Raw genomic sequence first — 23,650 nt, 5'->3', positions numbered from 1 at the left:
GTTCCGTTAAACAAGTTGAAAGCTTCAAGATTTATTCTCTATGAACTATGCGAAGAAATGTGTTCAGTCAATAAAACGATGAGGAAGTAGGACAGGTGCATGAAAAAAAGCTGTAAAGAAAAAAGAAAAAGGGAGCAAGAAAACTGGACACCACTTCTCCATACGAAGGATGCTCTACAACAGATCCATAAAATCTCTAATTCAGCACAAATGCGTTCGTCTACTTATCGTTTAGCCTATATCGATCAAGATTTTATGATGCGTCCAGAGCTGCGCTCACAACGTATTAGTCTTGAATTTTTAAAGCCGGAAATAACCCTTAAAGAATATGATATTCAATCAACAGTTGTTTTATTTGGTGGTGCGCGTATTCCTGAACCTGGGCAAGCAGCGTGGGCTGCAAAAAATGAAATACAAAAGAAAAATTTGCATGCTATGTCACATTATTACGATGAAGCAAGAGAGTTTGCGCGTTTGTGCTCACTCTATTCTGCTACGACACAATATCGTGAATTTGTGGTTGTTACGGGGGGCGGACCAGGAATCATGGAGGCGGGAAATCGTGGTGCTTGTGATGTTGGTGCCCCAACGATTGGCTTGAATATTATTTTACCACATGAGCAAGAGCCTAATTCGTATGTGTCGCCGCATTTATGTTTCAATTTTCATTATTTGGGGATGCGCAAAATGCATTTTTTAGTACGAGCGAAAGCCCTAGCCATTTTCCCTGGCGGATTTGGAACTCTGGATGAACTGTTTGAGACGTTAACTTTAGTACAGACGGGGCGTATGAAACAGGTACCAATTTTATTGTTTGGCAAAGAATTTTGGAGCAATACTGTCAATTTTGAGTATCTGTCTGCACAAGGTACAATTTCTCCTACTGATATTAATTTTGTGAAATTTGTTAATACAGCAGCAGAAGCTTTTGAAGAAATTCGTTCTTTTTATAAATTGCCTTAACGACTTTTGAGATGCTCACTCTTGAAGGATCATTAATACTCTACTTTGGTTAAATAAAGTCCTGAGGGGGGGGCAACAACACCACAACGTTTACGATCTTTAGCATGAAGAGCTGTTTCGAGATCTTGAGCTGTCCAACGTCCAATACCTACTTCCATGAGGCTTCCTGCGAATGAACGGATTTGATGATGAAGAAAAGAACGAGCTTGTGCATAAAGGAAAATTTCTTCACCTTCTCTTTGAATATCGAGGCGTTCAAGGGTGCGAATAGGGCTTTTGGCTTGGCAATGTGCTGAACGGAAAGTTGTAAAATCATGTTGTCCTACAAGCTTTTGCGCAGCTTCATGCATGGCTTCAGCATGAAGAGGTTTTGGTATCCACCACACGCGTTTGGCATTTAAAGCTGGTGGAGAGCGACGATTAAGTATTTTAAAAAGATAATGGCGTTTTACAGCGGAAAATCGTGCATCAAAGTCATCAGGAACATTTTCTACATTTAAGATTGAAATCGCCTCTCCCTGTTTACGTAAAAGAGCATTGAGCGCGTCACGCACAGTATGGGGGGGCCAGTTTTTTATGAAATCAACATGCGCAACTTGTCCCGTAGCATGTACGCCCGCATCGGTTCTTCCTGCTGTTGTTATGGTCAATTGTTGTCCACTAAAGCAAAAAATTGCTTGTTCAAGAGCTCCTTGTATCGTGTGAAGTTTTGCTTGACGCTGCCAACCAGCATAATTTGAACCATCATATTCAAGAGTGAGTTTAAAACGTGGCATCTTAAAAAACAGCAGAAATATGAGCACCTCGCAAAAAGGTGGCGCACTCAAGAATTTTACCGCCAGATCTTTGGAGAGAGGTTATTTCTATCCGTCCTTGCCCACAATGGATAATCAAAGAATCTGGTTCTATCCGTCCAATTTCAAGAGAAGGACCTGTTGTTAAACGACTATCAAGAATTTTTACACGTTCTTCTCGTCCACCGATATTCATATTGCACCAGCAACTAGGAGAGGGAGAGAGCGCGCGAATATGCCTATGAATAAACTCTGCAGGTTTTGTCCAATCAATGCGGGTCTCTTCTTTTCTAATTTTGGCGGCATAGGTGATGCCTTCTTCTGATTGTGGGGTCAGTTTAAGTTGTTCTTTTTCAAGAGTTGATAAAGTCTCTACCATAAGTTCTGCGCCAATATGTGAAAGTCTGTTTGAAAGCTCAGCAGTGGTGGTGTTATCAGTAATGGGGATGGAGCGAGAAAGAGCGATAGGCCCCGTATCAAGTCCTTCATCCATTTTCATGATCATGATACCTGTTTCTTTATCACCAGCCATAATTGCTCGTTGAATAGGCGCAGCACCACGCCAACGTGGTAAGAGTGAAGCGTGGGCATTAAAACAACCAAAACGTGGCGTTTCGAGAATAGCTTTAGGTAAAAGGAGTCCATAAGCCACCACAATAGCAGCATCAACAGAAAGTGCTGCAAATTGCTCCTGTTGTTCGATTGTTTTGAGTGTTTGAGGCGTAAAGATGGGAATAGATTTCTCTTTTGCTACGGTGTGAACAGCGGAGGGGATTAATTTCAGCCCTCGACGTCCTGCTGGACGAGGGGGTTGACTATAAACAGCAACAACATCATGACCTGCATCCAATAAAGCATGTAAAATAGGAACAGAAAAATCTGGTGTTCCCATAAAACTTAATCGTAAAGCCATTACAAAACTGCTTCCTGCATGTTTTTTTCTTTTGCACGTTTTTTAAATTTTCGTATCACCATATCGCGTTTGATCTTTGAAATGTAATCAATAAAAAGGCGCCCATCTAAATGATCAATTTCATGCTGTAAGCAAGTTGCTAAGAGATCGTCTGCTTCAATTTCTGTTTGTTTTCCTTCACGGTTCTGATAGCGAACACGAAGGCGTTTAGGACGTTCAACCTCTGCAAAATAATCAGGAATAGAAAGACAGCCTTCTTTGTAAATATTACGCTCATCTGAAAGCCATAAAATTTCAGGGTTGATAATAACAAGTGGTTTTTTTTGCTCATCTTCAGAATTTCCAGAGACATCTATAACCAACATACGTAGCGGTATACCAATTTGAATAGCAGCAAGACCAACGCCCTTAGAATTATACATGGTTTCCAACATGTCATCCGCAAGTTTTTGGAGAGCTGAATCGACCTGCTCAACAGGTTTGGACACTTCCCGTAAAATTGGATCAGGTAAAGTAACTAAAGATCTCATTGGCATAAGTAGAGATTAATCAATGGTTTGTTATTGGTCAATATTGAATAACGGATTCTTGCGTTTTTTTACAATAAGAGCGTTATATTACAATTTATGTTTGATTCGTTTTTTTCCATATTCGCTGGTGATTTTTTTTCTAAACTAATGCTTTTGCTTTTATTTATACTTGTCTGTTTGGCATTTTTTATGTTGATACATTCTCATCGAAAAAAAGCATTTTTGGAAAATGAAATTGCTGAACGCGCACGTGAGGCACAAATGCAGATGGCTACCTTGTTGAAAACACAAGCTGAAATGCAAGGACGAATGCAAACGATGGCGGAAATTTTTGGTCAACGGCAGGCTGAATTGAATAAATCACTCAGTGAGCAACTCAATGGGATGACAACAAGCTTAGGCCAAACACTTCAGGTACAAACCAAATCCACTTATGAAAATTTGAATCGTTTGCAAGAGCGTTTAGCAGTGATTGATGCAGCACAAAATAATATTCAATCGCTTACGGGACAAGTTGTTCAGTTGCAGTCCATTTTAAGTAATAAGCAGACGCGTGGTACTTTCGGTCAAGGGCGGATGGAAGCAATTATTGCCGATGCCTTACCAACAAACGCTTATGCTTTTCAGGCTGTTCTTTCCAATGGAAAGCGCCCAGATTGTCTCATTCATATGCCCAATAAAGCTCCTTCTCTTGTTGTTGATGCTAAATTTCCTCTGGAAGCTTGGAATGCTATGCGTAAGGCAGAATCAGCGCAAGAGCGTCAAGAGGCAGAACGCCAATTTCGTACCGATATGGAAGTTCATATTCGTGATATTGCACAAAAATATTTGATTCCTGGAGAAACCCATGACACTGCTTTCCTTTTTGTTCCATCTGAATCGATTTTCGCAACAATTTATGAGGATTTTGAGGCATTGGTACAAAAATCCAATAGAGCCCATGTGATTATTGTTTCACCATCTTTGTTGATGCTCTCTGTCCAAGTGGTACAAACCATTATGAAAGATGCGCGGATGCGTGAACAAGCGCATTTAATTCAATCAGAAGTAGCAAAATTGATGGAAGATTTTGGACGAATGGATACGCGTGTTCGCGCACTACAGAAGCACTTTCATAAAGCAGGCGAAGATATAGAGGGAATTTTGATATCGTCTTCCAAAATCATGAAACGGGCAAATCGCATTGAAACTGTCGAATTAAAAGAAAATTACTCTGAACCAACAAAAATGACAACATTGGCTCAGTCGCAAACATTGCGTTTTGCTGATGAGGAATAAAGCAAAGCAAGCTTCTTAAATATTACAAGTTAGATCATGTTCTTTATTGATTGGTAATCATTTTTTAGTATCTCTATCTTGTTTTATTTCTTAAACGAGAGGAATAGGAATATGCGACACCTTTTGTTTTTAGGGGCACTGGTGTTTTTGCTAGAGGGATGCGCAACAACCACTCCCATTCACACAAACAATGCTTGCGTTATTTTAGCACAAAAAAATGGTTTTTTTGATAATTGGAGAAAGGCGTCTCAAAGAGCAGAAATGCGCTATGGGATTCCTATGCCTATTATTCTTGCAACCATTAAGATGGAATCGAGCTTTCGTCACAATGCACGTCCTCCACGCAAAAAACTACTTGGTTTTATTCCATGGAAGCGTCGGTCGACAGCTTATGGTTATGCTCAAGCGCTTGATAGTACATGGGCAATGTATCTTCGCTCTACAGGAAAGTCTTTTGCATGGCGTACGAATTTCGCAGATGCTGCTGATTTTGTTGCTTGGTATCATCGCCAAAGTGTTCAACGCAATGGGGTGAGGTTTGATGATGCATATAGCCTTTATTTAAATTATCATATGGGGCATGGTGCTTATGCACGTAGTGGTGGGCATGTCAGTGCTGCGCTTTCACAGACAGCACAGCGCATGGCAAGGATATCGAGGCTCTATGAACAGCAATTAAAAAGATGTGGATGGCATTAGGGAAGATTTTTGAAAATCTCAATCAGGGAATTGATGGGATAAAATTATTCGAAAGCAAAATTCCGCATGATATGATAAAATAGTGTCGTTTTTCCGATCGTTCAATGAAATAAATTGTTATTTTTTTAGAATAAACTCAAGTAACAGAAAGTTTTTGCAATACACAATATATTTGAAGATACTCTCGACATTTTTACCTCCTTTGTTAAAAAAATTTATAATAGAAACTATCTTCTATTTAGCGCTGGCATTTCGCATTGGGCTAAGTGCCAGAGATTATTGAAGAAAAATTTTAAAATATAATATCATTTTTTATTTTCATTATGCGTATTACTGGCTGATTATTATATGAATATTTTCTTTGTTAAGCGTATAAAATAGCAATTAAAACAAATGCAATTCGGGCATCATAAAAAGGGTAAAATATTCAATATAAAAAAACGAGAAATGCATTAAACGAAAAAACGTTATTTTGTATAAAGAGGGCGCTACAGTCTTCAAAAGAACTAGGTGTATTTAGTATTGTATGAAATAAAACATATTCGTCCATCCAGTCCATCTTAATTGAAAAAAGTTATCTTATTGTATTGTAAAAACACTCCCGTTTATAGGATGATAAGGTATATGCAACTTTACACACAATGAATATTCAGGGTAGGGAATATTCAGAGAAAGATTTGTAACGCCTATGAAGTAACAAGTCAGTCTCCAATGTTGTGATAGCTTTTGCATTTGAGAATATTTATGAGAAGCATTTTTATTCTTTTTCTTAAATGGTTTAAGCATATTGATTTATAAAGATAATATATCGTTATTCATATTAAAGTAAGAATCTCGAATGGCGTAGGGTTTTATCGTTTCAGATCTCTTGAGGTTGAATCAATAAAACCATTGGCTTGCAGATAATAAGCACAATGGGTATGTGGATAAAAACTGTGAAAGAAAAGACTAAAAATATTTTTTTATGAACATACATTTTCAAATGTAAGAATTATCGGTAACATTGGGAATTAGCACATATAATGATGGCACCACTTTGCTCTCACACCTCGACCTTGTTTGTGACGTGCAAGGAAAAAAATTAATTGATTCAATATATTATTTAAGCGTTAATATACCTTAGTATTGAGCAGGTATACGCTACTCAAGGTGGGTATTTTTTAATTGGCAGAACATCTGATCAGGCTAAAAATACTCGAAAAAAGTTCTGATTCGCAATAATTGAGAAGTATATTTTAATATTTTATTCTCTACTCTTTGTTTAAGTACTTCATATCTTTTAAAAAGATACCAGTAACCAACATATTATGATATTTGTGGAAATATTGTGGTAAAGGAAATTCAGATTTTGTCCTTTAAGACAAGGCGCAGGTTAAACAGATCATTTTCTATTTCTGTGCAAAGCATAAAAAAATTATCTACTTTCATGGTTGCGACAGTAAATTTTATAATCCAACAAATGATTAAAAATGTATTATAATATCATTAAAATGCAAGGAACAGGCGCTATTGAAATGATAATTAAATAGCACATAAACCTTTTAAATTGATGCACACATCTTTTATTATGATTGATTCCCTTGATAGAACAGTTGGTCCTTTTGGTGGAGCTAAGCGGGATCGAACCGCTGACCTCTTGCATGCCATGCAAGCGCTCTCCCAGCTGAGCTATAGCCCCTATAAAAACAAATTGTCCCAAAAAGACAGTATACAATTCCAACTTTTCTAGAACGATCAAAATTGAAGATCAAGAAGAATTTACATTCAATAGAAAAGATGTCCTCTTTTACTTCTTTTAAGCATCGTCATCATTAGAAACACCGCCTCCGAGAATATCAGTAACGTCATCATCTTCATCGTCACCATCATGAGACAAAAATGTATCATCATCATCACCAAGATCTACATCACTATCTTCTAAATCAGGAAGATCGTCATCTTTAGAATCCACATCATCATCTTCAAGAAGCATAAAAGCAGATTTTTCAAGTGCTGTATCAAGCTCCTCAGTATCAACTTCTTCTTCATTATTTGCTTCAGCTGCTGCAACTTCAAAGTAAGAACGCGGATAAGAAATTCCTGTATAGGGCGACACAATAGGATCGCGATTTAGATCGTAAAATTTTTTTCCTGTTTCTGGATCAACACGTTTAGTTCCAAGTTCTTGTTTTGCCATAAACCGTGCCTCTTTGATTAACTATTATTCCATTAAAAGATAAATTTTATGGTGCTTAATCGAAAAATAATACCTTTGTCAAAGATAAATACACTGTTCCACAGTGATTTTTTCATGACGTCTTTTAAAGCATGTGCTAAAGGATGCACAATTTCATAAAAGTTAGATAGAATTAAATAGAATTTCCATGCAAAAAGCAATCCCTATAACCACCTATAAATCGAGTAGTCTCTCTGGAAAAATTCAAATACCAGGAGATAAATCAATCTCTCATCGCTCTCTTATATTGGGAGGATTAGCAAGTGGTGAGACATATATTCATGGATTACTTGAAAGCGCTGATGTACTCAATACAGCTGCTGCTATGCAAGCTATGGGTGCCTGTATTATTAAAAAAGGAGACTTCTGGATCATACGAGGAACAGGGAATGGTTGCCTTTTAGCTGCACAAAAACCTTTAGACTTTGGAAACGCTGGAACAGGTGCTCGTTTGGTTATGGGAATGGTTGGTCCGTATCATATGAAAACAACCTTTATTGGTGATGCTTCTCTCTCTAAACGTCCAATGGGGCGTATCCTTGATCCACTGCGTCTCATGGGGGTTGAAATTGAGGCAACGCGCGACGATTACCTTCCTTTAACGCTTTATGGTCCGAAAATGGCTAATCCGATTCGTTACCGTGTTCCAATAGCTTCCTCCCAAATTAAATCAGCAATCCTGCTTGCTGGACTCAATACCGCCGGCACTACAACTGTTATTGAACCAGTTCTGACACGAGATCATACGGAAAAAATGTTAAAAGCATTCGGTGCGCAACTTGAAATAGAAAAAGATAACAAAGGTGCGCGTTTGATTCATCTTAATGGTCAACCCCATCTTACTGGACAAACGATTCATATTCCGGGTGATCCTTCTTCTGCTGCTTTTCCAATTATCGCAGCCCTTCTTGTAGAAGACTCTGATATCACCATTGAAAATGTTTTGATAAATAACTCTCGAATAGGACTTATCGAAACATTGTGGGAAATGGGTGCTCAAATTGAATTTTTGAACCGACGTCAAACAGGTGGAGAGAATGTTGCTGATCTACGGATAAAATCATCGGTCCTTAGAGGCGTTACGGTGCCCAAAGAACGTGCTCCATCGATGATAGATGAATATCCTGCTTTGGCAGTAGCAGCAGCCTTTGCAGAAGGCAAAACAGTTATGCTAGGAATTGAAGAATTGCGTGTAAAAGAATCAGATCGATTGTCTGCTGTTGCGCAAGGATTAAAAATTAATTGTGTAGACTGTGAAGAAGGTCAAGATTTTCTTATTGTTTATGGAAAAGGTTCTGCCAAAGGTTTGGGGGGGGGGTATGTTGCCACACATCTTGATCATCGAATTGCTATGTGTTTTCTCATTTTTGGGCTTGTGTCAGAAAAACCTGTTACCATTGATGATAAACGAATGATCGCTACGAGCTTTCCAGAGTTTATTCCTTTTATAAAAAAACTTGGGGGGAAAATCGCTTGAAGCCTTTTGTTATTGCCATTGATGGACCTGCAGCCTCAGGCAAAGGAACCTTAGCACGCAAAATTGCTGCACATTATCGCCTTCGTCATCTCGATACTGGTCTTACTTATCGTAGTGTTGCTCATACGCTTTTACAACAAAATTTAGCTCTTAATGATGAAAAAAATGCTATTATTTATGCTACAGAACTTGATTTTAATACCTTAAATCCTTCTCTTCTTTCTTCTCATGAACTTGGTGAAGCGGCTTCAAAAATAGCAATTAACCCTGCTGTACGCAAAATTCTTGTCGAAAAACAACGCAACTTTGCTAAAGTTTTACCCGGCTGTGTGCTTGATGGGCGTGATATCGGAACGATTGTTTGTCCTGATGCCGATATCAAGTTTTATATTCTAGCCAATGTTCAAACACGCGCCAAACGCCGCTACCAAGAGATTTTAAAAAAAGGTGTTCAAGCAAATTATCATGAAATCCTAGCTCAACTTGAACAGCGCGACAGTCGCGATATAACGCGCAAACAAAGTCCACTAAAACCAGCAAAAAACGCCCACTTGCTTGATACGTCAGAATTGAGTATAGAAGCAACATTTGAAATTGCATGCAGTTTTGTTGATCCAATCATAAAAATGCATATAATTGGATAAATTCGTTAAGGTAACTTCCAGCCTAGCGCTAACTTTTTTCCCTTATTCAAGGGAAAAGGCTAGGGAGTTGCTTATGTTAACACTAACCTAGCGCTCATACCTTATAATACAAGGTATATATTAGGAGTTCTTATGTCACAATACAATCCCACAACAGCGGATTTTGAAGCCCTTTTAACAGAATCTTTTCAAACTAATGATCTTAATGAAGGATCTGTTGTTAAAGGTCGTGTTATTGCAATCGAAAAAGACATGGCCATTATTGATGCTGGTCTTAAAGTCGAAGGACGTATTCCTCTCAAAGAATTTGGAGCTAAAGCAAAAGATGGTTCTTTGCAAGTTGGCGATGAAGTTGAGGTTTACATTGAACGCATTGAAAATGCGATGGGTGAAGCTGTTTTATCGCGTGAAAAAGCACGGCGCGAAGAAAGTTGGGTCCGTTTGGAGGAAAAATTCAATGCTGGTGCACGCGTTGATGGAGTGATCTTTAGCCAAGTAAAAGGTGGTTTTACAGTTGATCTTGATGGTGCCGTTGCTTTCTTGCCTCGCAGCCAAGTTGATATTCGTCCCATTCGTGATGTTTCACCCCTCATGCATAATTCACAGTCCTTTGAAATTTTGAAGATGGATCGTCGTCGTGGCAATATTGTGGTCTCACGCCGCACTGTTTTAGAAGAAAGTCGCGCTGAGCAACGTTCAGAAATCGTACAAAATCTTGAAGAAAACCAAATCGTTGAAGGTGTGGTGAAAAATATTACAGATTATGGTGCCTTTGTTGATCTTGGTGGGATTGATGGTCTCTTGCACGTTACAGATATGGCATGGCGGCGTGTTAATCACCCATCTGAAGTGCTCACAATTGGCCAAACGATTAAAGTTCAGATTATTCGCATTAATCAAGATACGCACCGTATTTCTCTTGGAATGAAACAGCTTGAAAGTGATCCTTGGGAAAGCATCAGTGTCCGGTATCCGATTGGTAAAAAAATTACGGGTGCTGTTACCAACATTACTGATTACGGTGGTTTTGTTGAAATTGAACCAGGAATCGAAGGGCTGATCCATGTTTCTGAAATGAGCTGGACAAAGAAAAATGTTCATCCTGGAAAAATTCTGTCTACATCACAAGAAGTAGAAGTGGTTGTTCTTGAGATTGATCCTTCTAAACGGCGTATTTCTCTTGGCTTAAAACAAACATTTGAAAATCCATGGGAAGCTTTTGCTAATAAATTTCCTGTCAATTCGCAAATTGAAGGAGAGGTTAAAAATAAAACAGAATTTGGTCTGTTTATTGGGCTTGAAGGCGATGTTGACGGTATGGTTCATTTGTCTGATCTTGATTGGAACCGTCCTGGTGAACAAGTTATTGATACTTACAATAAAGGCGATATCGTTAAAGCTGTGGTCCTTGATGTTGACATTGAAAAAGAGCGCATTTCTCTTGGAATTAAGCAGCTTTCCAGTGATAAAGTTGGAGAAGCAGCTGCTTCTGGCGAATTGCGAAAAGGTGCAGTTGTAACATGCGAAGTGATTGCTGTTAACGACAATGACATTGGTGTGAAATTGATTGACCACAACCTTGAGACAACCATTCGGCGTGCTGATCTTGCGCGTGATCGTGATGAGCAACGTCCTGAGCGTTTCGCAATTGGGCAAAAGGTTGATGCTCGCATCACAGCATTTGATAAAAAAACACGTAAAATTTCAGTATCGATTAAAGCTTTAGAAATTGCAGAGGAAAAAGAAGCTGTTGCACAATATGGTTCTACAGATTCAGGTGCTTCTCTTGGTGATATTCTGGGTGCAGCTTTGAAAAAACAAGAACAAGATTAATCATCAATCATTAAAGTTGGTGTTATTATTAAGGTCACTCATTAGGAGTGACCTTTTTATTTTCTAAAAAAAATTGTCTGCTTATTTTTAAATTATTGAAACAAAAATTATAAATGCTTGCAAATAAAAACAAAAAGTTTGTTTTTTGTCTAACAACGGTTCACTATTCAGATAAAATGCTTACAATTTAAATAAAAAACGATGTAATTAAATAACAATGGGACATGGCGTGCATAATACCCTTCATAAAATACTTTTTTCTCAAAAAGAGAAAAAAGATCATTTTATTAATACGGATTTTCCTCTTCGTGCAATCTATAAGGTACAGGAAGATCTTTATAACTTAGGGCATGATATAGCTTCTGGTAAAGAAATTTTACTCCCTGAATATGAAGGAGTAGGAGATTTTCGCAAGAGATTGAATGAAAATGCTAAACTTATTCTTCATGCCTTTCATACCAGTGATTTTGCTGCCCGAAATGATGAAACCATCGCACCATCTGCTCAATGGCTCATTGATAATCATTACACCATTGATAAAACCATACAAAAGCTACGTCGTAATCTACCCAAGTCCTTCATAAAGCAACTTCCTCTTTCTACACACAAAGCCGGCATACCACGAATTTTTGCTTTAACTTGGCTTTATATTGCGCATACCGATAGCAGCTTTTCACAAGAAACACTCACTGCTATGACCAACGGATTTCAAGAAGTTTGTGCGCTCACAATTGGTGAATTGTGGGCTCTTCCTTCAGTTATGCAAATGCTGCTCATTGAAAATGTCCGTCGTCTTTCAGTACGTATCGAAAAAGCGCGACATATGCGCCATCTTGCTAGTCAAGTAGCTGATAAAATTTCTCTTGTAGAAAATAAAACAAATCCACACTCTCTTTTTACGCAGTATAAACCATTTACTGTTGATCCAACTTTTTCAGCACATTTATTCTATCGCCTGCGCAGTGCATCTGTCGATTCAACCGTAGCATTAACTTGGCTTGAAAAGCAATTGAAAAGCCAAGGTAGTAGCTTAGAGATTGCAACAGCTGATGAACATACCCGACAAGCAGCAGATGGTGTGACCATGGGAAATATTATCCGTGCTCTTAAAGCTATAGATGATGTTGATTGGACAGCATGGTTTGAAACAGTGAGTTGTGTTGATTCTATTTTGCGTAAAAATAGTGATTTTTCTGAAATTGATGCTCACTCACGCAATATTTATCGACAAGTCATTGAAAAAGTTTCTCGCTTTTCGCCTCTTAGTGAACTGGAAGTTGCACATAAAGTTGTAGAAATGGCAAATTCCACTTCTAAAGATATGCCTCATCATTCTTGTGTGGGGTGGTACCTTGTTGATGATGGTCGTGGCATATTTGAAAAGGCTTGTGGGTATATTCCGCCCTTTCTCATAAAATGGACACGCGCTTCCTGTTGCTCAAAATTGAGAGTCATCGCCGTTCCTGTCTCTTTTCTGACGCTTGCTCTTTTGCTGGTAATTTACGCCCTTTTACAAATATCTGGCATGACACAATGGATATCTTTTTGCTTTACTGTATTGGCGCTTTTTCCTGCTATGGATGCTGCTTTTGCTTTATTTAACACTGTTGTTTCGTGGTTTGTCCCATCAAAACAACTCATTGGTTATGAATATAAAGAAGGTATTCCAAAACATGCACGGACAATGGTTATTGTACCTACTTTGATGACATCACGCGATGATATTGATGAACAAGTGCGCAATCTTGAAGTGCACTATCTTTCCAATCCTAAAGGTGCCATTCATTTTGCACTCATTACAGATTGGGTGGATGCTCCATTGAGAGAAACGCAAGATGATCTTGATTTATTGCACTATGCGCAAAAGAGTATTGATAAACTCAATAGTCGTTATCATCGTGATGAACTTCCGCTTTTTTTCCTTTTACATCGCCGACGCCTTTATAATACAAGCGAAAAATGTTGGATGGGATGGGAACGAAAGCGAGGAAAACTTCATGAACTTAATCGGCTCTTAAGAGGCGATAAAAATACAAGCTTTTATCCTCCCAATCCACATCTTCCTATGGATTGCCGTTTTGTTATGACGCTGGATTGTGATACACGTCTTACTCCAGAGAGCGTCGCGAAACTTGTTGGAAAGCTTAACCATCCACTCAATTATCCCGTTTTTGATCCACAAAGTGGAAAGGTTGTAAAGGGCTATAGCATTTTACAACCACGCATTATTCCTTCTCTTACAACAGGAAAAAAAACATCAATTCTCCAACGGGTTTTTTCTATAAACCGTGGCATTGATCCTTATGTTTTTGCTGTTTCTGATACTTATCAAGATCTTTTAGGAGAAGGCACCTTTATCGGTAAAGGTCTTTATAATATTGATGCATTTGAACAAGCACTTGATGGCAAAATTAAAGAAAATACTATTCTTAGTCATGATCTCTTAGAAGGAGGTTATGCTCGTACTGCTCTGGTAAGTAGCATAGAAGTCATTGAAGACTATCCAACCGCTTATAATATTGATGTTATGCGTTATCATCGTTGGGTCCGCGGTGATTGGCAGCTTTTGCCTTATCTTTTTTCCCACCGTCAAATAAGTTCCGTGACGCGTTGGAAAGTGCAGGATAATTTACGTCGTTCTCTCACTCCACTTATGTGGTTAATCGCAGCATTTGCAGGATGGGCTTTTTTGTCTTTAAAGAGTGCAATCGTCTGGCAACTATTCTTGTTGTTTAGCTCCTTCATTTCACCCATTCTATGTGTATTAAAAACGCTTGTCTCATCCAATATAGATCATTCTTTGCGTGGACATTTTCAATTAATTTGGAACAAAATTGCTCTTACAAGCGCTGATATATTTCTTAAAACGACGTTTCTTGCTCATTCGGCGTATTTTATGACCGATGCGATTATTCGTACACTCTATCGTATGACGATTTCAAAACAGCATCTTCTTGAATGGAAAACTTCTGCCGCAACAAAATCAATACCCAATAGTTTGCGTTTCTATGTTTTTACAATGGCACCAGCATCGCTTATTGGTATTCTTACTATAGCACTCCCTCTTTTTTCTGATAGTTTTGCAAGCTTGGTTGCTTTGCCTTTTGGGATAGCATGGTTTTTTTCACCCTTCATTGCTTGGATTGTGAGTCAACCTTCAACCTTTCAAGATAGCCTTTATCTTTCTTCAAAAGATGAAAAAAAACTCCGTTCTATTGCACGGCGGACATGGCTTTATTATGCAACCTTTGTCAATGCACAAAACAACCATTTGCCTCCCGATAATTTTCAAGAAGATCCTGAACCTCTTGTTGCTCAACGTACATCGCCTACGAATATTGGGGTTTATCTCCTTTCTATTATTGCTGCACGTGATTTTGGTTGGATTGGTTTTGAAGAGACCATTACCCGTATTGAATGTACATTACGCTCTCTTGCAAAAATGGAAAAGTTCCGCGGTCATCTCTATAATTGGTATGAAACGGATACACTCAGGCCTCTTTTGCCTACTTATGTATCAACCGTTGATTCAGGAAATCTTGCCGGTCATTTGGTAACACTCTCTTCTGCCTTAAGTGAATGGGCTGAAAAACCTCATGTTTTTTTTCAAAGTGATCGAGAAGGCTTATCGGATGTTCTTGCTATTCTTGAAGAAACTGTCAGAGAAATTCCAGATCATCAACCCAGTTTACGCTCTTTACGCCAAAAAATCGAAGAAAACATCACTCGTTTTCATGATTCTATCTTCACTTTTATAGAACAAGAAAATACGATTCCTTCTCACATCATAGATCTTTCACTTGCAGCCCATGATATTGTGCACTTAGTCGGTGAACTTGACCACAAAATTCAAACGATAGAATCTGCTCGTGCGCTTTCTTGGGCTAAATGCCTTATCGACACCTGTAACGCTCATCATAATGATGCGACTGCTCATTGTGATACTGAAAAATTACGTAAAAAACTAAACAGGCTGGCTATAATGGCAAGGCAAATAGCCTTTGATATGAAATTTGACTTTTTAGAACAGCCTAAACGGCATCTCTTATCCATAGGATATCGTGTTCAAGAAAACAAACTCGATGAAAATTGTTATGACCTACTTGCTTCAGAAGCACGTCTTGCAAGCTTTTTTGCCATCGCAAAAGGAGATATAAAACTTAAACATTGGTTTCGTCTTGGTCGACTTCTCGTACCCATAGGTGGGAAAGGTGCACTCCTATCATGGTCTGGATCAATGTTTGAATATCTTATGCCATCTCTCGTAATGCATGAACCTTTAGGATCTCTCCTAGATCAAACAAATCGATTGATTATTCGTTGTCAAATACAATATGCCCATAAACGGGAATTGCCATGGGGTATTTCAGAAGCCGCATTTAATGCTCGCGATCATTTAATGAATTACCAATACGCTCATTTTGGTGTTCCAAACCTCGGACTCCAACGTGGTCTTTCACGCAATGCTGTCATTGCTCCCTATGCCAGCCTTCTAGCGGCACAATATGCTCCTGCTTGCGCTGTCGCTAATTTAAAACGACTCCGTGATCTTGGAGCTTTAGGAACATATGGTTATTATGACTCTGTTGATTTTACTCTAACACGCGTGAAAACAGGGGAAAAATACGCCATTGTACGCAATTATTATGCGCACCATCATGGTATGTCTATCCTTGCTCTTAACAATGTTATTTTTCAAGGGCGAATGCGTGATCGTTTTCACCGTGATCCCGTTATTGAAGCAACACAATTGCTCTTACAGGAAAGAGCGCCTCATCTCATTCCTATTATTCATACCAAAGCTGTTAATCGTATGCGCAATAAGTCTCAAGCATTTGACGCAGCCCCTTTGCGCATTATTACAAACCCGTTACTCAAACCACGAGCAACTTTACTTTTGTCTAATGGCTTTTATTCTACCATGTTAACAGCGAACGGTTCTGGTTACAGCCGTTGGCACGATTATGCGATTACGCGCTTTATTCCTGATGCAACAGAAGATCAACAAGGTACTTTATTCTTCTTACGTGATACGCATAGTGGACGGTGGTGGTCTGTTACTGGTGAGCCAACACGTGTTATTGAAGAAGACGCTGTCAGCATTTTTACAGATGAAAAGGCTGAATATACAAAAATGGTTGATGGTATTAAATCAACACTTGAATGTCTTATTACATCTGAAGGATGTGGCGAAGGGAGACGTATTCAACTGATGAATACGACAAATAAAGACCGACTCATTGAAGTGACTTCTTATGGTGAATTAGCACTTGCCACGATGGATACAGACCAAGTTCATCCTGTTTTTTCCCGTATGTTTATAGAGACAGAAATTACTGAAGAAGGTAAAACAATTTTTGCCAAAAGGCGCAAACGCTCGCCTAGTGATCCTGAAATCTATGTTACCCATTTTGTTTCTAGTACAACAGATATTCTCCAAGAGACAGAAGCTGAAACAGATCGCTCTCTGTTTATTGGTCGGGGGCGATCCATTCATCGACCCGCTGCATTTGACCAAAATGCTCGTTTCAGTAACAGTCAAGGTTGTGTTCTTGACCCTGTTATGTCATTGCGATGCCGTATAAAAATTTCAGCCCATGAAAAAGCAGAACTTATTTTTTGGACTTTTGCTGCTCATACAAAAGAAGCGCTAAATAATCATATTAAACATTATCGACAACCTGATATGTTTCAAAAAGAACTTTCAATGGCATGGACGCGCTCACAAGTCGCACTGTATCAGAGCGGAACCCAGCTTAAAGAAGCTATTGTCTATCAAAAATATGCAACACCGCTTATTTATCCAGAAAGAACGTGGCGTCTTCCTTCTGAAATATTAGCAAAAACGCTAGGAAAACAGTCTAATCTTTGGCCCATGTCTATCTCAGGAGACAATCCACTCTGTCTTCTTAGATTAAATAACGAGGGAAATATAACTGTACTGCGCGAGCTCCTTAAAGCACATGAATATTGGCGTATGCGTGGACTCATTGTTGATTTGGTCATTCTTAATGAACAAACATTTTCTTATATACAAAGTACACAACGCGCTCTTGAGTGGGTCTGTGAATCTTATTATCACCACACGCAAAAAGCAGATGAACGCCAACATATTTTCATGCTTCGACGCGATCAAATGAGTGAACAGAGTTTTAAAACGCTTCTTGCATCAGCGCGTATCGTTCTTGATGCCCAAAATGGCTCTTTATCTGAACAACTTAAACGACTTGATGAGAATGATTTTAATCTCACAATTCGTAAAAATTATCAAGAACCTTATGATCAATTAGACTTGCCAAGATATAACGAAGGACAGCAATTTACAACACAAACTGAACAAAATCTTTTTTCTTCCATTGGTCTTATTAGCCAACAAAAACCATCCTCTTTTCTCCCAAATGGAGAAGATCTAAGATATTGGAATGGTTACGGTGGTTTTAATCAGCACAATCATTATGTAATACGTCTTCATGGACGTACCACTACACCGCATCCGTGGATTAATGTCATTGCTAATCACAGATTTGGTTTTCATGTCTCTGCTGAAGGTGCAATTTTTACTTGGGCTAACAATAGCCGCGATTATCAACTAACTCCTTGGGCGAATGATCCAACGTCTAACCGACCAGGAGAAGCTCTTTATCTGGTTGATCGCCAGTCTTTAAAACGTTTCTCACCCGTTTCTACTGTTGAATGTGACGAAAATATTGTCTATGAGGCGTGTCATGGGTTTGGATTCTCAACTTTTAAATCAACACATTCAGAAATCGCATTAGAACTGACTCATACACTTGATCCCGAAAAACCTATTCGCTTTTCACGTCTTATCCTTACGAATGAAGGGAAAAAACCACGCAGTTTACGCCTTTATAATTATGTTGAATGGGTTTTGGGAAATGTCCGTACAAAATATGCCCCCTTTATTGTTTCCTCTTATGAGACCAGATGGGGTGCACATTTTATTCAAAATCCCTATCACATCGAAAAATCTCAACAAGTTACATTTTTATCAGCGTCCGAAATGCCAACCAGCACGACGACCAATCGCGCTGAATTTATTGGTGCAACGGGAACCGTAACACGTCCAAATGCGATCCGTAAAGCCGCTGCTCTTTCGAATACCATTGAAGCAGGATGTGATCCTTGTTCAGCATTCGCCTATGATATTGATCTTCAACCAGGGCAAACAAAAGAAATCATCTTCTATCTTGGCAGTGCTGAAAATAGGCAAGAAGCTGAAAAATTACTCAATCAAGTACGTGCAAGTGATTTTGAAATTCAGCTCACAAAACAAAAACAGCAATGGAGTGATTTTGTTTCTCCTTTCCAAGTCAAAACACCTGATGCTTCTTTTAATCTTATGGTCAACCATTGGCTTCCTTATCAAATCTACGCATGCCGCATCATGGCACGCGCAGGCTTTTACCAAGCGAGTGGTGCATTTGGTTTTCGTGACCAGTTACAAGATAGCTTGTCTTTGTTATTGCTGGAACCACAATTAGCACGTGAACAATTGTTAAATGCAGCAGCGCACCAATTTCTTGAAGGTGATGTGCAACATTGGTGGTTGCCTGACACAAATGCTGGTGTTCGTACATACATTTCTGATGATATCGTTTGGCTTGCATATGCAACAGCTCTTTATGTCACTACCACTGGTGATGACGCTTTTCTTGATACGCTCATTCCTTTTATTGAAGGTGATGTTCTCAAAAGTGGGCAACAGGATGCTTATTTTCAACCCACCCAATCCCCAAAGGTTGCAACAGTTTATGAACATTGTGTTGTAGCTTTAGACCTTGCCATTAAACGCTGCGGATCACATGGTCTCCCTCTTATTTTAGGTGGGGATTGGAATGATGGCATGAATTTGGTCGGTGTGGAAGGAAAAGGCGAAAGCATTTGGTTAGGATGGTTTCTTGGGTACACATTACAAGCATTTATCTCTTTAGCCAAAAAACGTGGTGACAATAGCCATATGCAAATATGGAGTACGTACCTTGAACATTTAACAAAATCCCTAGAGAAAAATGGTTGGGATGGTGCTTGGTATCGACGTGGTTATTTTGATGATGGAACACCTCTTGGCTCTAAAATCAATGATGAATGTCAAATTGATACCATTGCTCAATCTTGGGCTGTCATTTCTCAAATGGCATCGCCTGAACGTCAAAAACAAGCAATGACATCAATGTTGGAACATCTCTATGATAAAAAAGGCGGACTCATTCGCCTTTTTTGGCCGCCTTTTGATAAAAGTACGCTCGAGCCTGGTTATATAAAAGGTTATCCTCCAGGAATTCGAGAAAATGGTGGTCAATACACGCATGGTGCCATTTGGAGTATTTTTGCGTTGGCTGAAATGGAACAAAACGATAAAGCTTATGCTTTATTTTCTATGATAAACCCAATTACCCATGGACAAGATCCTGAAATTTATCGTGTTGAACCTTATGTAATGGTCGCAGATATTTATGCTGTTGAACCACGATGTGGTCAAGGCGGTTGGACTTGGTATACAGGTTCAGCCGGTTGGTTTTATCGCGCCGCAACACAAGCTATTCTTGGAATACAGCGTCAGGGAGACCTATTGTTTTTGCAGCCACATTTACCCTCTATTTGGCCAAAATATGAAGCAACAATGAAGTTTTATGATGCCATTTATCGCATTAAAGTAAAATGGGGACCTAAAAATATGCTCTATATTAATAGCAAAGAATATACCGAAGTTCATACAGGGATAAAGTTACAAAAAACAGGTCAGCATGAAATTATACGTATTGTCAAATCTTAAAGATTAAAGATGAAAAAAGAGAGCAGACTTTTTATTCTTGTCCAAAACTGTAGAGTTGTTATATTGCACCGCCTATATTAGCCGTGTTGGTGCATAATATTTTAGATTTTATGAAAATGAAAGAAAAAGGTTATGAATCATCCGGATATTGCTAGACGTGTTTACAATCACACTTGGAAACTTGATCCCATTATTCGGTCACTTCTTGATACGGATTTTTATAAGCTTCTAATGGTGCAGATGATTTGGGGGTTATATCCTAATGTTAATGTTACTTTTTCCCTCATAAATCGCTCTAAAACAATACGTCTTGCCGATGATATTGATGAGAGTGAATTGCGTGCCCAACTTGATCATGCTCTTAGTTTGCGCTTTACAAAAAAAGAAATGATTTGGCTTGCTGGTAATACATTTTATGGACGCAAACAAATTTTTGAACCGGATTTTCTTCAGTGGCTTGAGAATTTTCAACTTCCAGAATATGAACTCACCCGCAAAGATGGCCAATATATCCTTCATTTTCATGGACCCTGGGCCCATAGTTCCATGTGGGAAATTCCTGCCCTTGCTATTATTAGTGAATTACGTTCACGTGCTGCTCTCAAAAAACTAGATCGTTTTGCTCTTGATGTACTTTATGCGCGTGCTAAAGCAAAAATGTGGAGTAAAGTTGAACGTCTCAAAAAATTGCCTGATATTAAAATATCTGACTTTGGGACAAGGCGTCGCCATTCTTTTTTATGGCAGCGCTGGTGTGTGGAAGCATTAAAAGAAGGCATTGGTCATTCTTTTACTGGAACTTCTAATGTTCTTCTTGCCATGGATACGGATTTAGAAGCTCTTGGAACCAATGCACACGAATTGCCTATGGTTATTGCGGCTCTCAGCAACAATGATGATGAATTACGCAGAGCTCCGTATCAAGTCTTGCAAGATTGGAATCGTTATTATGGTGGAAATCTTCTCATTGTATTACCTGATACCTTTGGTACAGAAGAATTTTTACGCAATGCACCAGATTGGGTCGCTGATTGGACGGGTTTCAGACCCGATAGTGCGCCTCCTATTGAAGGTGGTGAACGTATTATTCAATGGTGGAAAGAAAAAGGAAAAGATCCACGCAAAAAACTTTTAATTTTTTCTGATGCTCTTGATGTCAATACAATTGAAAAAACCTATCATCATTTCCATGGTAAAGTGCGCATGAGTTTTGGATGGGGCACGGATCTTACCAATGATTTTACAGGCTGTGCACCTCAGGAAATCGAAACTCTTGATGCTCTTTCCCTTGTTTGTAAGGTGACCTATGCCAATGGTCGACCAGCCGTAAAACTTTCAGATAATCCTGAAAAAACGATCGGTGATTCAAAAGAAGTACAACGTTATCTCAATTTTTTTGGTAATAAAAAGCGAATTGCTAGACCTATAAAGACATAGTTTCCGGTTCTTTAAAACAAGTATATTGATCCATCATATTGTTTATAAGATTGATTTTTGTCCTACCCTAAGGACGAGGATTCTTAACCTTTGCTGGTCTGTAAACAGTTCGGCTGTTTTTGAGCAGATTCTACTTGGCCTACCACGTATACGCTTCACTTACATAAGGCGCGATAGATAAGACTTAAAAATATTTACGACGCATTAAAAAAACACTTAACGTGCCAAGGAAGTTTAGCCAAGGAGATTTTCTCATTTTAACCCTGTTAAATCAAGCACACTCATCTCCTTGCATGTATGAAGGTTTTCAAGTTCTAAGGGTTATTGTTGTAGTTTGACAGTAGGTTTTATACTAAGTAGGAAGAGGTTGGATTAAGTAGGAATACGTGGTAATTTGTTGTTTTTATGTACAATTTTGACCATTAAATGCGCGTTTTATCAAAATAGATTTTGACACCTAAAATTGCAAAAATTACCGAAAATCAGAAAAAAGTGCGTTTCCATAAGTAAAAATGAGAAAAGGCTTTCAAAACCCTTTGAGAACATCTTTAAACTCTTTGAAAAAAATAAATTGGTACAAAATTTAGTGTCAAAATATACAAAACCAGATGACAAGCTATAATTGTAGCATTAGGAATTACTAAGGCAACATTGGAGGATGACAAATAGCATGGTGACTGTCGGTGTGTATTTTGCAAGGCAAGGATGATGGTGCTCAAATAGATTTTATACATGTTACAGGAGATTTTACTTTATCCATGTATAGTCTGCTATTATGAAATGAGTAAAGCGTTGAGAAATGTTTCATTAAAAATAAATGTGTAAATAACATGATTTGGGAGACCTTTTGTTTTACTTGAGGGGCATGACTTCATTAAAAAACAAAGAATGCAATAATATTTTTATTTCGAATAAGCTTTATACAAAGACAGAAAAATTATTTATTCGCATATTATAATAAGAATGCGTGTATATATAAAACCATTTGAAAAACTCTGTTGTTTCTTATGAATTATTCTTAAGTTAATAACAGATGTAACATTAAAGATTGATATAATAGACCGGCTTCTTAACTGTATAAGTATAAAAATGATGGTGTTTAGTAAGCTTTGTATTATATCCTCATTAAGAAATATGAAAAAAACGAAATGTCTTTTAGAAAGAAATGACTATCATATCAATGACTTTTTAATGATGTATATGTAGAGATTCATACAAACATGCTTTACAGAAATAAAGACTCTCTTCCATGAATGTGATTTATCATTGTTTACCAAGAGAGAACATTTTGAGTGTTCATAAACAATTTTCTTTGTTCATAAAAATTATTTCACAAACATATTATTAATTAATTGCGTTCAAAAAGCTTGCTATTTCATATGCATTTTGGAAATGGAGAGCTTATATTCAAAACTTAAAAGTTCTCATAGTTTTACAAATAAGCCGAAGCTAAAAAGAGTATCCCATAAAGCCTTTTTTATCATTAGGAAGATGGACGTGTTACAATATAAATGGCAATCAGCAATAATATAACCGCAACAAGTAAAGAAATCCACAAAGGAGGGTGTAGCATTACAAAAAAGGATAAAAATCCTCCTGTCATACTCATCATTGCAAAAACTTTAACAAATGGAGAGATTGCTTTTTTTTCTTCCCATCGCTTAATAGGGGGACCCAAAATACGATGATTATTCAACCATTGATGAAAACGTGGAGAAGAACGCGTAAAACACCATGAGGCAACCAATAAAAAAGGCACAGTTGGCATAATAGGTAATACGACACCGATAATACCTAATATAACCATCGCCCACCCTGCTATATAATAGCAGATACGTAAAGGGTGCGATATCTTCAAATCTTTTTTCATTTTCTCGTACTATTTTCCTCTACGCAAAACCCTATACAAAAACATTGTATCTGTTTTTTTCTGTTTACATGTCTGAGTGCACAATTACGCTCTACCCCTTCATGTGTAAGTGTCTTTGCTGTTATAAGTTCCTTGAAAATACCGAATAGCTTACACAATATTATAATCATTTTAAATGATTTCAAGAAAAGAGGAGAGATTTT

The 23,650-nt window shown here is 38.1% G+C and carries 13 protein-coding genes and 1 tRNA gene; 8 read left to right on the top strand and 6 right to left on the bottom strand.

Features of this window, described 5'->3' with window-relative positions; genetic code table 11:
- Positions 1-99 precede the first annotated feature (99 nt).
- Positions 100-963, top strand: coding sequence for an LOG family protein (locus ACFIQC_RS00430; RefSeq protein ID WP_375639740.1), 864 nt, complete (start codon positions 100-102; stop codon positions 961-963).
- A 32-nt stretch (positions 964-995) separates the two neighbouring features.
- Here ACFIQC_RS00430 and truA read toward each other — a convergent pair whose 3' ends face one another.
- Genes truA through def form a run of 3 tightly spaced genes read right to left on the bottom strand, consistent with a single transcriptional unit; the run spans position 996 to position 3,206 of the window.
- Positions 996-1,739 (bottom strand): tRNA pseudouridine(38-40) synthase TruA, encoded by a 744-nt coding sequence (truA, locus tag ACFIQC_RS00425; RefSeq protein ID WP_375706594.1) that lies wholly within the window; start codon positions 1,737-1,739, stop codon positions 996-998.
- 1 nt (position 1,740) lies between these two features.
- Positions 1,741-2,670: a methionyl-tRNA formyltransferase gene (fmt, locus tag ACFIQC_RS00420; RefSeq protein WP_375706593.1), complete on the bottom strand. Its 930-nt coding sequence runs from the start codon at positions 2,668-2,670 to the stop codon at positions 1,741-1,743.
- Positions 2,670-3,206, bottom strand: a complete 537-nt coding sequence (def, locus tag ACFIQC_RS00415; protein WP_375649083.1) for a peptide deformylase — start codon at positions 3,204-3,206, stop codon at positions 2,670-2,672. The genes fmt and def overlap by 1 nt, the downstream gene beginning before the upstream one ends.
- A 90-nt stretch (positions 3,207-3,296) precedes the next feature.
- Here def and ACFIQC_RS00410 point away from each other — a divergent pair, with 90 nt between their 5' ends.
- Together ACFIQC_RS00410 and ACFIQC_RS00405 are read left to right on the top strand one after the other, a co-directional pair.
- Positions 3,297-4,478 (top strand): DNA recombination protein RmuC, encoded by a 1,182-nt coding sequence (locus ACFIQC_RS00410; protein WP_375629208.1) that lies wholly within the window; start codon positions 3,297-3,299, stop codon positions 4,476-4,478.
- Positions 4,479-4,589: 111 nt separating this feature from the next.
- Entirely contained in the window at positions 4,590-5,177 is a 588-nt protein-coding gene (locus ACFIQC_RS00405) for a hypothetical protein (RefSeq protein WP_375629210.1), read from the top strand.
- A 1,602-nt stretch (positions 5,178-6,779) separates the two neighbouring features.
- Here the strand turns inward: ACFIQC_RS00405 and ACFIQC_RS00400 are convergent.
- Positions 6,780-6,855: transfer RNA gene (locus ACFIQC_RS00400), tRNA-Ala, on the bottom strand.
- Between the two features lie 117 nt (positions 6,856-6,972).
- Positions 6,973-7,353, bottom strand: a complete 381-nt coding sequence (locus tag ACFIQC_RS00395; RefSeq protein ID WP_375611400.1) for a TIGR02300 family protein — start codon at positions 7,351-7,353, stop codon at positions 6,973-6,975.
- Positions 7,354-7,540: 187 nt separating this feature from the next.
- On the opposite strand from ACFIQC_RS00395, the gene aroA reads away from it, so the two are divergent.
- The 5 genes from aroA to pncB all read left to right on the top strand — a co-directional run bounded on the left by aroA (position 7,541) and on the right by pncB (position 21,577).
- A complete protein-coding gene (aroA, locus tag ACFIQC_RS00390) occupies positions 7,541-8,869 on the top strand; it encodes a 3-phosphoshikimate 1-carboxyvinyltransferase (protein WP_375639730.1) in 1,329 nt (442 codons plus the stop codon).
- On the top strand, positions 8,866-9,513 hold the full coding sequence (gene cmk, locus ACFIQC_RS00385; RefSeq protein ID WP_375629216.1) for a (d)CMP kinase: 648 nt from the start codon (positions 8,866-8,868) through the stop codon (positions 9,511-9,513). Before aroA ends, cmk begins: the two co-directional genes overlap by 4 nt.
- A 132-nt stretch (positions 9,514-9,645) precedes the next feature.
- Positions 9,646-11,346, top strand: coding sequence for a 30S ribosomal protein S1 (gene rpsA / locus ACFIQC_RS00380; protein ID WP_026500132.1), 1,701 nt, complete (start codon positions 9,646-9,648; stop codon positions 11,344-11,346).
- A 229-nt stretch (positions 11,347-11,575) separates the two neighbouring features.
- Entirely contained in the window at positions 11,576-20,140 is an 8,565-nt protein-coding gene (locus ACFIQC_RS00375) for a GH36-type glycosyl hydrolase domain-containing protein (protein ID WP_375706592.1), read from the top strand.
- A 132-nt stretch (positions 20,141-20,272) separates the two neighbouring features.
- Complete coding sequence (pncB, locus tag ACFIQC_RS00370) at positions 20,273-21,577, top strand: nicotinate phosphoribosyltransferase (RefSeq protein ID WP_375611404.1); 1,305 nt, start codon at positions 20,273-20,275, stop codon at positions 21,575-21,577.
- 1,483 nt (positions 21,578-23,060) lie between these two features.
- On the opposite strand, the gene ACFIQC_RS00365 is transcribed toward pncB, so the two are convergent.
- Positions 23,061-23,447, bottom strand: a complete 387-nt coding sequence (locus tag ACFIQC_RS00365) for a YbaN family protein (RefSeq protein WP_375633686.1) — start codon at positions 23,445-23,447, stop codon at positions 23,061-23,063.
- Positions 23,448-23,650: the final 203 nt, after the last annotated feature.

The sequence above is a fragment of the Bartonella sp. AA126HLJHH genome (assembly GCF_042197425.1).
GTDB lineage: Bacteria > Pseudomonadota > Alphaproteobacteria > Rhizobiales > Rhizobiaceae > Bartonella.
The sequence above is the reverse complement of the archived record's forward strand: the minus strand, read 5'-3'. Positions and strand labels throughout refer to the sequence as shown.